General features: G+C 67.3%; 13 protein-coding genes. 8 read left to right on the top strand and 5 right to left on the bottom strand.

From position 1 onward, the window contains the following. Window positions 1-2 precede the first annotated feature (2 nt). From ACIPUB_RS13095 to ACIPUB_RS13085, 3 genes are all read left to right on the top strand, one after another. Window positions 3-668, top strand: coding sequence for a potassium channel family protein (locus ACIPUB_RS13095; protein ID WP_407607798.1), 666 nt, complete (start codon window positions 3-5; stop codon window positions 666-668). Between the two features lie 250 nt (window positions 669-918). Beyond that, complete coding sequence (locus tag ACIPUB_RS13090) at window positions 919-2,259, top strand: hemolysin family protein (protein WP_407607774.1); 1,341 nt, start codon at window positions 919-921, stop codon at window positions 2,257-2,259. Beyond that, window positions 2,256-3,296, top strand: coding sequence for a hemolysin family protein (locus ACIPUB_RS13085; protein WP_407607773.1), 1,041 nt, complete (start codon window positions 2,256-2,258; stop codon window positions 3,294-3,296). Before ACIPUB_RS13090 ends, ACIPUB_RS13085 begins: the two co-directional genes overlap by 4 nt. A gap of 84 nt (window positions 3,297-3,380) precedes the next feature. On the opposite strand, the gene pstS is transcribed toward ACIPUB_RS13085, so the two are convergent. From pstS to arsB, 4 genes are all read right to left on the bottom strand, one after another. Continuing rightward, window positions 3,381-4,535 carry a phosphate ABC transporter substrate-binding protein PstS gene (gene pstS / locus ACIPUB_RS13080; RefSeq protein WP_407607772.1) on the bottom strand — a complete coding sequence of 385 codons (1,155 nt, stop codon included), beginning with the start codon at window positions 4,533-4,535 and terminating at the stop codon, window positions 3,381-3,383. A 186-nt stretch (window positions 4,536-4,721) separates the two neighbouring features. Further along, entirely contained in the window at window positions 4,722-6,128 is a 1,407-nt protein-coding gene (locus ACIPUB_RS13075; protein WP_407607771.1) for an FAD-dependent oxidoreductase, read from the bottom strand. Between the two features lie 30 nt (window positions 6,129-6,158). After that, window positions 6,159-6,578 (bottom strand): arsenate reductase ArsC, encoded by a 420-nt coding sequence (locus ACIPUB_RS13070; RefSeq protein ID WP_407607770.1) that lies wholly within the window; start codon window positions 6,576-6,578, stop codon window positions 6,159-6,161. Continuing rightward, a complete protein-coding gene (arsB, locus tag ACIPUB_RS13065; protein ID WP_407607769.1) occupies window positions 6,575-7,666 on the bottom strand; it encodes an ACR3 family arsenite efflux transporter in 1,092 nt (363 codons plus the stop codon). The genes ACIPUB_RS13070 and arsB overlap by 4 nt, the downstream gene beginning before the upstream one ends. 117 nt (window positions 7,667-7,783) lie before the next feature. Between arsB and ACIPUB_RS13060 the strand changes: the two genes are divergently transcribed. Both ACIPUB_RS13060 and ACIPUB_RS13055 read left to right on the top strand, forming a co-directional pair. After that, complete coding sequence (locus tag ACIPUB_RS13060; RefSeq protein WP_407607768.1) at window positions 7,784-8,170, top strand: ArsR/SmtB family transcription factor; 387 nt, start codon at window positions 7,784-7,786, stop codon at window positions 8,168-8,170. 2 nt (window positions 8,171-8,172) lie between these two features. Then, window positions 8,173-8,613, top strand: a complete 441-nt coding sequence (locus ACIPUB_RS13055; protein WP_407607767.1) for a low molecular weight phosphatase family protein — start codon at window positions 8,173-8,175, stop codon at window positions 8,611-8,613. 6 nt (window positions 8,614-8,619) lie between these two features. On the opposite strand, the gene ACIPUB_RS13050 is transcribed toward ACIPUB_RS13055, so the two are convergent. Next, complete coding sequence (locus ACIPUB_RS13050) at window positions 8,620-9,309, bottom strand: TetR/AcrR family transcriptional regulator (protein WP_407607766.1); 690 nt, start codon at window positions 9,307-9,309, stop codon at window positions 8,620-8,622. Window positions 9,310-9,405: 96 nt separating this feature from the next. Between ACIPUB_RS13050 and ACIPUB_RS13045 the strand changes: the two genes are divergently transcribed. The 3 genes from ACIPUB_RS13045 (at window position 9,406) to ACIPUB_RS13035 (ending at window position 13,098) form a co-directional block, all read left to right on the top strand. Continuing rightward, window positions 9,406-10,437, top strand: coding sequence for an NAD(P)-dependent alcohol dehydrogenase (locus tag ACIPUB_RS13045; protein WP_407607765.1), 1,032 nt, complete (start codon window positions 9,406-9,408; stop codon window positions 10,435-10,437). Between the two features lie 113 nt (window positions 10,438-10,550). Beyond that, the gene (locus ACIPUB_RS13040) at window positions 10,551-11,426 is read left to right on the top strand and encodes a DUF4389 domain-containing protein (RefSeq protein WP_407607764.1); all 876 of its coding nucleotides are present in this window, start codon (window positions 10,551-10,553) and stop codon (window positions 11,424-11,426) included. Between the two features lie 442 nt (window positions 11,427-11,868). Then, on the top strand, window positions 11,869-13,098 hold the full coding sequence (locus ACIPUB_RS13035; RefSeq protein ID WP_407607763.1) for an MFS transporter: 1,230 nt from the start codon (window positions 11,869-11,871) through the stop codon (window positions 13,096-13,098). The last annotated feature ends 129 nt before the right edge of the window (window positions 13,099-13,227 follow it).

The raw sequence follows: 13,227 nt of genomic DNA, 5'->3' as shown, positions 1-13,227 counted from the left end.
CGATGGAACGCATCGCCGAGGCCAACTCGGTGGTCGTCATCGGGCTCGGTCGCTTCGGCGGGGCCCTGGCCCTGGAGCTGGCCGCGGCCGGCACCGAGGTGCTGGGCATCGACAACGACGAGGACATCGTCCAGTCGTTCAACGGGCGGCTCACCCACGTGGTGCGCGCCGATTCCACAAAGGAGGAGGTGCTGCGCCAGCTCTCGGTGCACGATTTCGACCGCGCTGTGGTCGGCATCGGCAGCGATCTGGAGGCAAGCATCCTGACCACCTCGGCACTGCTGCGCTTCAAGAAGCCCACCATCTGGGCCAAGGCGGTCAGCGCCGCCCACGGCCAGATCCTGGAGCAGCTCGGCGTCGAGCACGTGATCCGCCCCGAGCAGGACATGGGGCGGCGTGTGGCCCACCTGGTCCGCGGCGCCATGCTCGACTACGTCGAGTTCGAGGACGGGTTCGCAATGGTCAAGACCCGCCCGCCGAAGGAAGCGGTGGGCAAGGCGCTGGGAGACACCGGAATCAGGGCCAGGCACCATGTCACGGTCGTGGCCGTGAAGCGGCAGGACCGCGACTGGGACTACACCACCACCCAGACCGTGCTGCACGAGGACGATGAGATCATCGTCGCCGGGGCGACCGCTGCAGCGGAGCGCTTCGCCTCGCTGTTGTAGCTGTGAATTTCCTTGGAACCTTCTCCACGGACCGGGCCCGGGAAACGGGTCCCCCACCGGCGCAATTGCGCGGAGGTTCACACCTCGGGCAGGCCAACGGGGTTCGGCCAGCGGCGCCGGACGTGATGCCCGGCGCCACTGGATCCGCTAGAGTCTATAGGTACTATGGATGACCCCCCTTCCCACATGCCCTTGCCCCTCCGCCGCTGCGCCGGATTGAATCCGACACCCACCGGAGAGGGGCGCCCCAATGTATGAGTGGATCATGATCGGCATCGGTCTTGTCCTCACCGTTGGCACCGGATTGTTCGTTGCCTCCGAATTCGCGTTGGTCAACCTTGACCGCCACGAACTCGAAGCCCGCGCCGAGCGCGGCGAAAAGCGCCTGGGCACCACCATCAATGCCCTGAAGATCACTTCGACCCACCTCTCCAGCGCACAGTTGGGAATCACCCTCACCACCCTGCTGACCGGCTACACCTTCGAGCCGGCGATCAGCTCGCTGCTGCGCGGACCGCTGTTGGGAGCCGGCATTCCGGAGTCATTTGTCCCTGGAATCGGCGCGGTGGTGGGCGTCTTCATCGCCACCGTGTTCTCCATGGTGATCGGCGAACTGGTGCCCAAGAATTTCGCCCTCGCCCTGCCGCTGGCCACCGCCAAGGTGGTGGTGCCCTTCCAGGCAGTCTTCACCGCGGTGTTCAAACCGGTGATCCTGATGTTCAACAACACTGCCAACGCCATCATCCGCTCCTTCGGCATCGAGCCCAAGGAAGAGCTCTCCGGTGCACGCAGCGCCGAGGAACTCAGCTCCCTGGTCCGCCGCTCCGCACTGGAGGGCATGCTCGAGCCCGACCACGCGACGCTGCTGCACCGCACGCTGCGCTTCTCCGACCACACGGCCGCCGACGTGATGACCCCGCGCGTGCGCATGATGGCTGTCGATGCCGATGCCAGCGCGCAGGACATCGTCAAGACCGCGACGGTCACCGGGTTCTCCCGCTTCCCCGTGATCGGGCGGGACCGCGACGAGATCCTGGGCGTTGTCCACCTCAAGCAGGCATTCGCGATCCCGCTTCAGGCCCGCGGAACCGTGGCCGCCACCGAGCTGATGGTCGCGCCGCTGATGGTGCCCGAGTCCATGGGCGTCGACTCGCTGCTGGGGCGCCTGCGCACCCACGGCCTGCAGGTTGCCATTGTCTCGGACGAGCACGGCGGTACCGCCGGCATCGTCACCCTCGAGGACCTCGTGGAGGAACTGGTCGGCGAGCTCGAGGACGAGCACGACCGCGCCCGCGTCGGGGTGCTGATGACCGGACGCTCAATCACCTTCGATGCATCGCTGCGCCCCGACGAGTTGTTGGACCGCACCGGGATCTCGGTGCCCGACGGCGAGGAATACGACACCGTGGCAGGGTTCGTCGCAGATGAGCTGGACAGGATCCCGGAGCCCGGGGACGAGGTGTCCCTGGACGGCGGAACGCTGCGGGTCGAGCGCGTCGTGGGCACGCATGTCCAGCGCCTGAAGTTCACCCCCGACCTGCCATCCCAGGACCGCAATGCCGACGATTCGACCCAGGAGCAGACCCGATGAGCGAGTACCTACCCGGAATCATCTGGCTCGTCGTGCTGCTGGTCATCAATGCGTTCTTCGTGGGCGCCGAATTCGCCGTCATCTCCGCCCGGCGCTCGCAGATCGAGCCCAAGGCCGAGGCCGGTTCCAAGGCGGCCAAGACCACGCTGTGGGCCATGGAGCACGCGACGCTGATGCTGGCCACCAGCCAGCTGGGCATCACCGTGTGTTCGCTGGTCATCCTGAACGTTTCCGAGCCGGCAATCCACCACCTGCTGGAAATCCCACTGGGCCTGACCACGCTCTCGGCGGAGGCGATCGGCATCATCGCCTTCATCGCGGCGCTGCTGCTGGTCACCTTCCTGCACGTGGTCATCGGTGAAATGGTTCCGAAGAACATCTCCTTCTCGGTGCCCACGCGCGCGGCCCTGCTGCTGGCGCCGCCGTTGGTGGTGGTGGCCCGGATCTTCAAGCCGGTGATCTGGACACTGAACGGGATCGCAAACGCCGTGCTGCGGCTCTTCCGCGTCGAACCCAAGGACGAAGCCACCAGCGCCTTCACCCTGGACGAGGTGGCGGGCATCGTCGCACAGTCGACCCGCGACGGGGTGCTCAGCGATGCCAGCGGCACGCTGGGCAAGGCCTTCGAATTCACCGCCAAGAAGGTTTCCGACGTCGAGGTGCCGGTCGGCGAAATGGTGTTCCTGCCGCAGGGTTCCTCCCCGGCCGACATCCAGTCCACCGTGGCCGAGCACGGCTATTCCCGCTACATCCTGGTGAACCCGGAGGGCGAACCCACGGGCTACCTTCACCTGAAGGATGTCATGGACCTCACCACGCCGGAGGCCTTCGCCGCCGCGGTCCCGGCCAAGCGGATCCGGGCCCTGGCCTCGACCTATGGCGCGAGCGAGCTGGAGGACGCGCTGGCTGCCATGCGCCGCACCGGGTCCCACGTGGCCCGCGTGTTTGACGCCGAGGGCACGACCACCGGGGTGCTCTTCCTGGAGGACATCATCGAGGAACTGGTCGGCGAGGTGCAGGACGCCACCAGCGCCTAGTTCGTTCACCGCCGCATACGCGACGGGAGCGGTCCATCCCCCCGGGGGGTGGACCGCTCCCGTTTTTCCTGCCGATGCGGGACGCTAGGGACGCTGCGTGATCGAATCGATCGCCTTTGCGGCATCTTCGGCAAGTTCCTTGGGCATCGGGGCGCTCTTGGCCGAGTCGGCCGCGACCTTCTGTCCCTCGTCGCTGACAACATAGTGACCGAAGGCCTTCACCAGTTCCACCGTGTTCGGATCGGTGTAGCCGCTGCACACGATGAAATAGGAGACCAGAACCAACGGGTAGGCGCCTGCCTTGGTGGTGCTGCGGTCAAGTTCCAGGGCAATGTCGTTGGCACCGCGACCGGGGACCCGGTGCGAGGCGGTGACGGCGATGGCCGCCGACTCGCCGCTGACCGCTACGAAGGAATCGCCCACCTGCAGCTTTCCCTTGCCGAGCGTTTTGTCAACGAGCGAATCATCGGCGTAGGTCACCGCTCCCTCGGTGCGGGCCACCGTGGTGACGACCCCGGAGTTTCCCTGGGCCTGCTCGCTCCCCAGCCCACCGGGCCAGGAGCCCGAAGGGTCGTGCTCCCAGTTTTCGGGCGCGGCGGCATGCAGGTAGTCGGTGAAGTTCTCGGTGGTGCCCGAGTCGTCCGAGCGGGCGACAGCGGTCAATGGGACATCGGGGATGGCGACACCCGGATTCAGCGCCTTGATGGCGGGGTCCTGCCACGAGGTGATCTTGCCACCGAAGATCTTGGCAATGGTTGCCGCATCGAAGTTCAGTTCCTTGACCCCAGGCAGGTTGAAGGCCACGGAAATCGGCGAGATGTAGGTGGGGATGTTGATGGCCCCCTCCGGTCCGCAGGTCTCCTGGGAGCGGGCGACTTCCGATTCCTTGAGGTAGGCGTCGGAGCCGGCGAAATTGGTGGCGCCGGCCAGCAGTCCCGCGCGTCCCGCGCCGGAACCCACGGAAGCGTATTGCACCTGCACCTTGGGGTGCATCGTGGCGAATCCGCCAATCCAGGCGTTCATGGCGGAGTTCTGGGCACTGGATCCGCCGCCGGTGACGGTACCGGAGAGGTTGGAGGTGTTGTTCTCTGCCGCCTGGCGTTGCGCCTCGCCCAGGGGGTAGTCGGCACCGCAGCCGGTGAGCACCATGCCCAGGCCAAGCACGGCCGCGATCCGCCGCTTCGGCAGGGTGTGAAGTACGGGCACAGCGGGCATCGGGTTCTTCGCCTGGTGCGGCAAGGTGTCCTCCTGGATAACGACTACTTGAACAAAACCTAGTCGACCATAACGTGGACGGTGCCCGCCACCCGAATTGGCCGGCCGTGAGTTGCGTTAAGCGCGATGGCCCCCCTGGCAACGTCATTTGCACCTGGGATCGCGTCATGCAGGACACCGTAGGGGCATCCACTGATCCGGCATTGGCCACTACTGGGTGGCCGCGGGGCCTGCCAGCTCGGCATGGCCGTGCAGGGTCCCGGTGGCGAATCCGATGGACACCGGTTGCGGGCCGCAGCAGGATTCGGCCTCGGGCGTAGGATCGTCGCATGAACCGCCAAGGTCGGTGGAGCAGACGCCGGTTTCCGGCAACTGGAGTTCAACATCGTCGGCGGCGTCCCGGTCCCCGGCCAGGGCCGCGGCGATCGAGCGGACCTGCTCGTAGCCGGTGGCCATGAGGAAAGTCGGGGCGCGGCCGTAGCTCTTCATGCCGGCGATGTAGAAGTTCTTCTCGGGGTGGGCCAAGATGCGCTCACCGTGGGCGGAAACGGTGCCGCAGCTGTGGAACTGGGGATCAATGAGCGGGCCGAGCTCGCGCGGGGCTTCCACGATCCCGTCAAGGTCCAGGCGAAGCTCGGAGAGCATGGAAAGGTCGGGCCGGAAACCGGTGGACGGAACCACCAGGTCCACTTCCAGCCGGCGCCCGTCGGTGAGTCCGACTTGAAGCGCTTCGGCGCGTTCAAGCGAGGCGACGGAAACGTTCTCGAGGATGGTGATGTCGCCGTTTTCGACAAAGCGGCGCAGGGAGGCGCCCAGTTGCCCGCGGGCAGGCAGCTCGTCCGCGGACCCGCCGCCGTAGAGGCGGATCGGGTTGGCTACCCCGCGCAGTCCCCACAGGATGCGGGTGTCGGGGTGCCGCTGGCGCAAGCGCCCCAGGCTGATCAGGGTGTTGGCAGCGGAGTGTCCTGCGCCCAGCACCAGGATCCTCTTGCCGGCAAAGTGTTCACGGCCCGTTCCCAGCGGGTCGGGCAGCGGGGAGGTGACGAAGCCTGTCGCCCGGGCCTCGGCCTCGCCGATGGCCTCGATGCCGGAGCGCCCCACCGGATTCGGGGTTCCCCAGGTTCCCGAGGCGTCGATGACGGCCCGGGCCAGGATGTCTTCGATTCCCCGTGCGGTGGCGGTGCGCACCAGGAAAAGGGCATCGTCCCGACCGTGGGTGCTGGTCTTGTCGATGCCGCGGCCGTCGGCCTGGATGCGGGTGACGGCGGTGACGCGGTGCCCGTAGCTGATCTTTGGCGCCAGGGCGGGATGGGCGGCCAGCGGCCGGAGGTATTCCTCGACCAGTTCCGCACCATAGGGGAGCCGGGTTTCGCGCGGTGCCTGCCAGTCCCCGGCGTAATCCCCGGCCGGGGACTGAAGCAGCCGGCGGGACGCGGCATCGATGTTCCAGCGCCAGGTGGAGAAGAGCCTGATGTGTCCCCAGTTCCGGATCGCCGCGCCGGGGCCGCGCCCGGCCTCGAGCACCCGCACCCCTTGCTTGCGCTCGAGCAGGTGCGCCGCGGCGGCCAGCCCGATGGGTCCGGCACCGATGACAATCACCGGGTAGCTCTCGTTCATGGCCTTCTCCTTCAGGGGGGCGTGTTGTTGCTAGGAGGTCGCGGGAAGCAGCTCGGAAATGAGTGCCTCGATGCGTGCGCGGATGTCGTCGCGGATCGGACGGACCGCCTCGACGCCCTGGCCGGCCGGGTCCTCCAGCTCCCAGTCCTCGTAGCGCTTGCCGGGGAAGATGGGGCAGGTGTCCCCGCAGCCCATGGTGATGACCACGTCCGATTCCTTCACGGCCTCGGTCGTCAGGATCTTGGGAACCTCGGCCGACATGTCGATGCCCACCTCGTTCATGGCGGCCACCGCGGCAGGGTTCACCGAGTCGGCCGGCTGCGAGCCGGCCGAGCGCACCTCGATCTGCCCGGCGGAGAGGTTGGACAGGAAGGCCGCGGCCATCTGCGAGCGTCCGGCATTGTGGACGCAGACGAACAGGACTGAGGGCTTGGTGGCGGTGGTGTTCATGCTTGTGCCTTTGCGGGGTTGAAGTTTGGGAAGAACTTGCGGGACCAGAGGGCGACGTAGACCAGGGCCACCAGCAGCGGCACCTCGATGAGCGGTCCGACGACTCCTGCCAGGGCCTGGCCGCTGGTGACGCCGAAGGTGGCAATGGCCACGGCGATGGCCAGTTCGAAGTTGTTGCCCGCGGCGGTGAAGGCCAGGGTGGTGGTGCGTTCGTAGCCCATGTCCAACAAGCGTCCGATGAGCATCGAGGCGCCGAAGACGATCGTGAAGTAGAAGACCAGCGGCAGTGCGATGCGGGCGACGTCCAGCGGCTTGGCGATGATGGTGTCGCCCTGCAGGGCGAAGAGGATCACGATGGTGAACAGCAGCCCGTAGAGCGCCCAGGGACCGATCTTGGGCAGGAACGTTCCCTCGTACCAGGTGCGGCCCTTGGCCTTCTCCCCCAGGGTGCGGGTCAGGAAGCCTGCCACCAGCGGGATGCCGAGGAAGACCAGGACCGAGAGCGTGATGGACCAGACGGAGAACTCGGCGCTGGTGGTGGGCAGGCCCAGCCAGGACGGGAGCAGCTGCAGGTAGAACCAGCCCAGGGCGCCGAAGGCGAAGACCTGGAAGACCGAGTTGATGGCGACCAGCACGGCGGCGGCCTCGCGGTCACCGCACGCCAGGTCGTTCCAGATCAGCACCATGGCGATGCAGCGGGCCAGCCCGACGATGATCAGCCCGGTGCGGTATTCGGGGAGGTCTGCCAGGAAGATCCAGGCCAGCGCGAACATGAAGGCCGGGGCGAGAAGCCAGTTGATGACCAGCGAGGTGACCATGAGCTTCTTGTCGCCGATGACCCGGTGGGTCTCGTCGTACCGGACCTTGGCCAGCACCGGATACATCATCACCAGCAGGCCCAGGGCGATCGGCAGGGAGACCCCGGCAACCTGGATGGAATCCAACGCCCGTCCCAACGACGGGATGAGCCGCCCGAGCCCGAGCCCGAGGGCCATGGCCGCGAGGATCCACAGGGCGAGGTAGCGATCCAGGGTGGACAGCTTGGCGGTGATGTGCCCCGTGTCGGCGGGTGCGGCGGTAGGTGTCACGGCAATTTCTCTCCATTAAACTAGGCATCGACGAACGTCGATGTATCGAGTATCCTTTCATATATCGACAATTGTCAATCTCCCATGCGGGAGCTGGAGAGAAAGCGAGGCAGGCACATGCCCACACCGGTTGCCCTGCAAACCCGCGAGGAAATCGCCGTGGTCCCCGCCGGCGGTGCGGAAGCTCCGTGTTGCGTTCCCGCCCATGGACAGGACACCTTGGCCGCCACCGAGGCCGAAGCCCTCGCGTCACGGTTCAAGGCCCTCGCCGACCCCAACCGGTTGCGCATCCTTTCGATCGTTTCCTCGTCCCCGGAGGCGGAGACCTGCGTGTGCGACCTGTCCGAACCACTGGGACTGGGCCAGCCCACCGTCTCCCACCACCTGAAGATCATGGTGGAGGCAGGGTTGCTGAACCGCGAGAAGCGCGGGGTATGGGCGTACTATTCACTGGTTCCCGGGGCATTGGACTCCCTGGCCGCGACACTTGCCCCGAAGGACTGACCATGGATTCGAACGCAGGCGCCACGAGGAAACCGGCAGTCCTGTTTGTCTGCGTCAAGAACGGCGGCAAGTCGCAGATGGCCGCCGGTCTCATGAAGCTCGAGGCGGGAAGCGCGGTTGTCGTGACCTCCGCCGGCACCAAGCCGGGAAGCGCCGTCAACGGGCTCGCCGCGGAAGTGCTGCTTGACCTAGGCATTGACATCGCCGCCGAGCGACCCAAGGCCCTGACCGAGGAAAACATGCGCAAGGCGGGCCTGGTCGTGGTCCTGGGTGCCGAAGCCAAGGTTCCCGTGGTTGACGGGGTCCTGGTGGAAACCTGGGAAACCGACGAGCCGAGCCTGCGCGGCATCGAGGGACGCGAACGCATGGAATTGGTGCGCGACGACATCCACGCGCGTGTGAAAGACCTGGTGGCCCGGCTGACGGGTTCGACCCGCGACTAAGGGGGGCTAGGACCCCGCCCGGGAATCCGGGATCCAGCGCTGCAAGGACTCCAGGATCAATTCCAGCCCGATCCCAAATTCGTCGCCGAAGTCATATCCTGGCTGCAGCACGTGTTCGGTGGCGATTTCCATCAGGTGCGGGTACTCCCCGGTGGCAAACATCTGCACGATGGGATCGGTGACGCTGGCGGCGGTGTCGGGCCCGGTGAAGGGCAACGCGGCCTCCTGCATGGCAAAGCCATAGGTGTAGCTGTCCAGCAGTGCGTAGGCATGTGCCGCGGACTGCACCGAGAAACCGGCGCCGCGAAGCACACCCAGGGTCGCATCGTGGTGGCGCAGGGTGGCCGGGCCGGGGGCCGTGCGTGACTCCAACAGCCCAATGGCCCAGGGATGCCGGGACAGTGCGGTGCGCACCGAAGCGGCACGCAAGCGCATTTCATCGCTCCAACTCCCGGTGCTGGACGGGACATTGATTTCCGCGAACACCATGTCGATGATGGCGTCCAGGATCTCCCCCTTGTTGGCGACGTAGTAGTAGAGCGACATGGGTTTCACCTCCAGCGCCGCCGCCAGCGACCGCATGGTCAGCGCCCCGATGCCGTCCCGGTCGGCGATGGAAACGGCGCACTCGAGCACCCGCTCCCGGCTCAGCGGAAAGCGCGCCGGAGCCGCCTTCTTTTTTTCCTCTGACTTCATGGCCCGATCCTATCGTATTTTCGTACTATGTAAGTTAGGCTCTCGTACTAAGTAAGGTAACGATTCGCGAGACCTTGCATCCGGAAAGGAAACGCCATGAACGGCGCCGAACGAGAGCCAGTACGAGGACTCGATCCAGAAGCCACCCATCGGCCCCAGGCATCGATGCGCGCCATGGCCCAGGAGCGCTACGGAAATGCCGAGGTGCTTCACGAAGCCCGGCTCCCGGTTCCGGTGCCAAAGGAAAACGAGGTGCTCGTGCGGGTGCACGCCGCCGGTCTGGACCGGGGCACCTGGCACGTCATGACCGGCACGCCGCTTCTCATGCGCCTGGCCTTCGGGTTCCGCGGTCCCCGGAATCCCGTTCCCGGTCTCGACCTGGCCGGAACGGTCGTGGGGACGGGATCCGCTGTCACCGGCTTTTCGGTGGGCGACGCGGTCCACGGATTCGGGCAGGGCACCTTCGCCGAGTACGCGGTGGCCAGGGAGGACAGGCTGGCCGCCAAGCCCGCAAGCCTCGACTTCGCCCAGGCAGCGGTTATCCCGGTGTCGGCAGCCACCGCACTCCAGGCACTTCGCCTGGGACGCATTGCCGCCGGCCAGCGGGTCCTGGTCATCGGAGCCTCGGGCGGGGTCGGAAGTTATGCGGTGCAACTGGCCAAGGCGCTGGGCGCCGAGGTCACCGGCGTCGCCGGGCCGACCAAGCAGGACCTGCTGCGCACGTTGGGCGCCGACCACGCCATCGACCGCAGCCGCGAGGACTTTGCCGAGAGAACCGGGCACTACGACCTGATCGTGGACATCGCCGGAAACCCGACCCTGGGCAGGTTGCGCAAGGCACTGGCACCCAAGGGCACTGCCATCATTGTCGGCGGAGAGGGCGCCGGCAGGTGGCTGGGCATGGGCAGGCAGTTCCGGGCCATCGCGCTTTCGCCCTTCATCGGCCAGCGCCTGGCCATGCTCGCCTCCACCCAGCGCGCCACCGACCTGGAGGAGCTGGCCGGATTCATCGAATCCGGTGCCGTGCGCCCCCACCTCGACAAGTCCTTCCCGCTGGCGCAGGTGCCCGAGGCCATGGAGCACCTGGTGGCGGGCAAGGCCCGCGGCAAGATCGCCATCATCATCTAGCCTGCACCGCCGCGAATTCCAGGCCCTAACTCTCCCCCCACTTCACTTCACGAAAGCCGAACGCCATGACCAACCCACCAGCACCCCCACTTCAGACACCGCCCGTCGGACACATGCCGGGAATCCATCTGGCCCTGCTGCTGATCGGGGCGCTGCTGATTCCCCCATCCCTCGGAGCCCTTGCCGTCAAGGAGTTCCGCGACCTTGACCAGTCCGCACTGCTGATTGCCGCCGGGATCGCCCTGGGCATCGCGGCCATCCTCGTCGGCGCCGCGGGGCTGGGCCGCGGCATCGCGGTCGGCGCCCCGCGGGCGAGCGGCCTGCCTGGGCCGGTCCCGGCGACGCCGGTGCACCTCTCCGGGCACCTGGACCCGGGGCTTTCGCGCTGGAAGTGGCTGGTGAAGTGGATCCTGGCCATCCCGCACGTGGTGGTGCTGGCCCTGCTGTGGGTTGCCTTCCTGGTGGTCACCATCGCCGCGGGACTGGTGATCCTGGTGACCGGGCGGTATCCGGCCTCGTGGTTCCAGTTCTCCGTCGGGGTGCTGCGCTGGCAATGGCGGGTGTCGTTCTACGCCTACGGGGTGCTGGGCACCGACAGCTACCCGCCGTTCACCCTGGCGCGCGGCCCCTATCCGGCCAGCTTCGATGTCAGTTATCCGGCCCGGTTGTCGCGGTGGCGGGTGCTGGTGAAGTCCTGGTTGCTCGCCCTGCCGCACCTTTTGGTCATCGCGGCGCTCTCCGGCGGTTCCTGGGACACGGAGGATACCGGCATCTCGGCGCTCGGGGTGTTGGTCCTCATCGCCGGGATGGTCCTGCTGCTGACCGGTTCGTACCGGCAGGGGCTCTTCGACCTGCTGCTGGGGCTGAACCGCTGGATCCAACGCACAGTGGCCTACACCTCACTGCTGACCGACGCCTATCCCCCGTTCCGCCTGGACCAGGGACCCGGGGAGCCGGTGCCCGATTCCGGCGCCCCGGCGGATTCCTAGGTCGGGGCGCCGGCGCTACCCGAAGCCGGGCGCCGGCACCGGTTCAAGGCGGACGATGGTGGCCTAGGACACCGGGGTGTTGGACCCCAAGGCCGTCGCGGACAGGGGAATGAGCACGTTGGCCTCCGGGAAATAGGTGGCAGCGCAGCCGCGGGCACTGGGATAGGAAATGGCCGCCCCCCCGGCACCCGATGTTCCCGCGCAGCAGCAGCAGCAGCAGCAGCACGTTCATGATTTCCTGGACCGTGTCCACCGCCTTTTTATGCTGGGTCAGGTGATGATGACCCTGTCGGCGGCGCCATATGACAACGGGTGTGGCACTGTGCCCCCAGGCATTCAAGGGGGCCGTCACCTGGTTCCGGTCCCGGGTCAGCGATGTGAAACACTGGAGCCCTGCCCGGGATCCCCCCGGAATCCAACCTGACGTGAGCGGAGAGCCTGCATGAAGGCACCTGCCGGGCACCCCGGATTTTCCCTGCTGGCCATCCTGCTGGTGGCTGTCGGCATCGGCCCGCTGCTGACCTATGGGCTGAGCGCCGTCAGCGAACTGGTCATCAGCGAACTGGCAATCAGCGAGGCGCAATTCGGCCTGCTCGCCACTGTCTGCTTCGGGGCCGGGGCCATCGGCAATGCAGCCTTCGGTCGCTTCACCGACCGGCAGCCCGATTCGCGCCTGCTGGCGCTGGTCTTTGCCCTGGCGACGCTCGCCCTGTTGCTCGCCGCCATCCCCGGTGGCTATGTGCTGCTGCTGGTGGCCTCCGGAGTTGCCGGCCTGGCCCAGTCGTTCCCCAACGGGGTCACCAACCGGATCCTGGCCGAACGCGTTCCCGAGGACCGGCGCATCGGCTGGATCGGCATCAAGCAATCCGGAGTGCAGGTCAGCCAGCTCGTGGCCAGCCTCGGCTTCCCCGCCCTGGCTGCGTGGATCGGCTGGCACGGGGCCAGCGGCGTGGGCGCAGTGGCAGCGGTGCTGCTGGGCGTCGTCGCGCTGCGCGTGCTCCATGCCGTGCCGCTGCTGCCCAAGGTCCCGGTGCCCGTGGGGCCGACACCCGCCGGGGCCCCTGCACCGCCGCCGACCAGCATCAGGTTCCTCATTTGGGCGCTGGCCGCATTCGGCTTCATCAACGGCATGGGCGTGCAGGCCACCAACGTCTACCTCTCCCTTTATGCGGTGCGCGAACTCGACTTCTCCCTGGTTCTCGGCGGGGTTGCGGCAGCAGCAGCCGGCGCCATCGGCGTGGCTGCACGCGTGGGCTGGGGACGGATGATGTCCCGGGGCACCGCCGCCCCGCCGCTCTTGCTGCTGCTTGCCCTACTGGCGCTCGCCGGTGCCGGGGTGTTCCTGGCCGCCGGGGCCACCGGCTCGGCGTTGCTGCTTTGGCTCGCGGTGGCCCTGCACGGGGCCTCGGCACTCGGGGTCTCGGTGGTTCTGATGGCCGCGGTGGTGCGCAGCGTCCCGTCCTCCTCGATGGGCATGGCCACCGGGATGGTCACCGCCGGGCAGTTCGGCGGATTCACCGTCGGCCCGTTGGTCATGGGAACCCTGGTCGGGTCCCCCGGCGGCTTCGCGCTGGGGTGGACGGCCGTCGCCGGGATCTACCTGCTCTGCGTGGCCCTGGGGATGTACCTGGTCCTGCGCCGGCGCCGGCGCAACCGGAGGGCCTCGGCCTGAGGTCGCCGGGGGCCGATGGCAGGTGCGGGGAACCCCATTTCACGGGCGCTATTCCCGGTCATCCACAACCCTCGCCCCCGGGTGGGGGAAGTCCTACAATGTGAGCATCAGGCGAGTGGCACCTTGGCC

The sequence above is a fragment of the Paeniglutamicibacter sp. ORCA_105 genome (assembly GCF_045798545.1).
Lineage (GTDB): Bacteria > Actinomycetota > Actinomycetes > Actinomycetales > Micrococcaceae > Paeniglutamicibacter > Paeniglutamicibacter sulfureus.
Note: the sequence above shows the minus strand (reverse complement) of the source record. Positions and strands in the feature narration are given on the sequence as shown.

Excerpts from the sequence above, each read along its gene's own strand:
- ACIPUB_RS13095 (WP_407607798.1), top strand. The coding sequence starts at position 3 with ATGGAACGCATCGCCGAGGCCAACTCGGTGGTCGTCATCGGGCTCGGT.
- ACIPUB_RS13090 (WP_407607774.1), top strand. The coding sequence starts at position 919 with ATGTATGAGTGGATCATGATCGGCATCGGTCTTGTCCTCACCGTTGGC.
- ACIPUB_RS13085 (WP_407607773.1), top strand. The coding sequence starts at position 2,256 with ATGAGCGAGTACCTACCCGGAATCATCTGGCTCGTCGTGCTGCTGGTC.
- ACIPUB_RS13075 (WP_407607771.1), bottom strand. The coding sequence starts at position 6,128 with ATGAACGAGAGCTACCCGGTGATTGTCATCGGTGCCGGACCCATCGGG.
- ACIPUB_RS13070 (WP_407607770.1), bottom strand. The coding sequence starts at position 6,578 with ATGAACACCACCGCCACCAAGCCCTCAGTCCTGTTCGTCTGCGTCCAC.
- ACIPUB_RS13060 (WP_407607768.1), top strand. The coding sequence starts at position 7,784 with ATGCCCACACCGGTTGCCCTGCAAACCCGCGAGGAAATCGCCGTGGTC.
- ACIPUB_RS13055 (WP_407607767.1), top strand. The coding sequence starts at position 8,173 with ATGGATTCGAACGCAGGCGCCACGAGGAAACCGGCAGTCCTGTTTGTC.
- ACIPUB_RS13050 (WP_407607766.1), bottom strand. The coding sequence starts at position 9,309 with ATGAAGTCAGAGGAAAAAAAGAAGGCGGCTCCGGCGCGCTTTCCGCTG.
- ACIPUB_RS13045 (WP_407607765.1), top strand. The coding sequence starts at position 9,406 with ATGAACGGCGCCGAACGAGAGCCAGTACGAGGACTCGATCCAGAAGCC.
- ACIPUB_RS13040 (WP_407607764.1), top strand. The coding sequence starts at position 10,551 with ATGCCGGGAATCCATCTGGCCCTGCTGCTGATCGGGGCGCTGCTGATT.
- ACIPUB_RS13035 (WP_407607763.1), top strand. The coding sequence starts at position 11,869 with ATGAAGGCACCTGCCGGGCACCCCGGATTTTCCCTGCTGGCCATCCTG.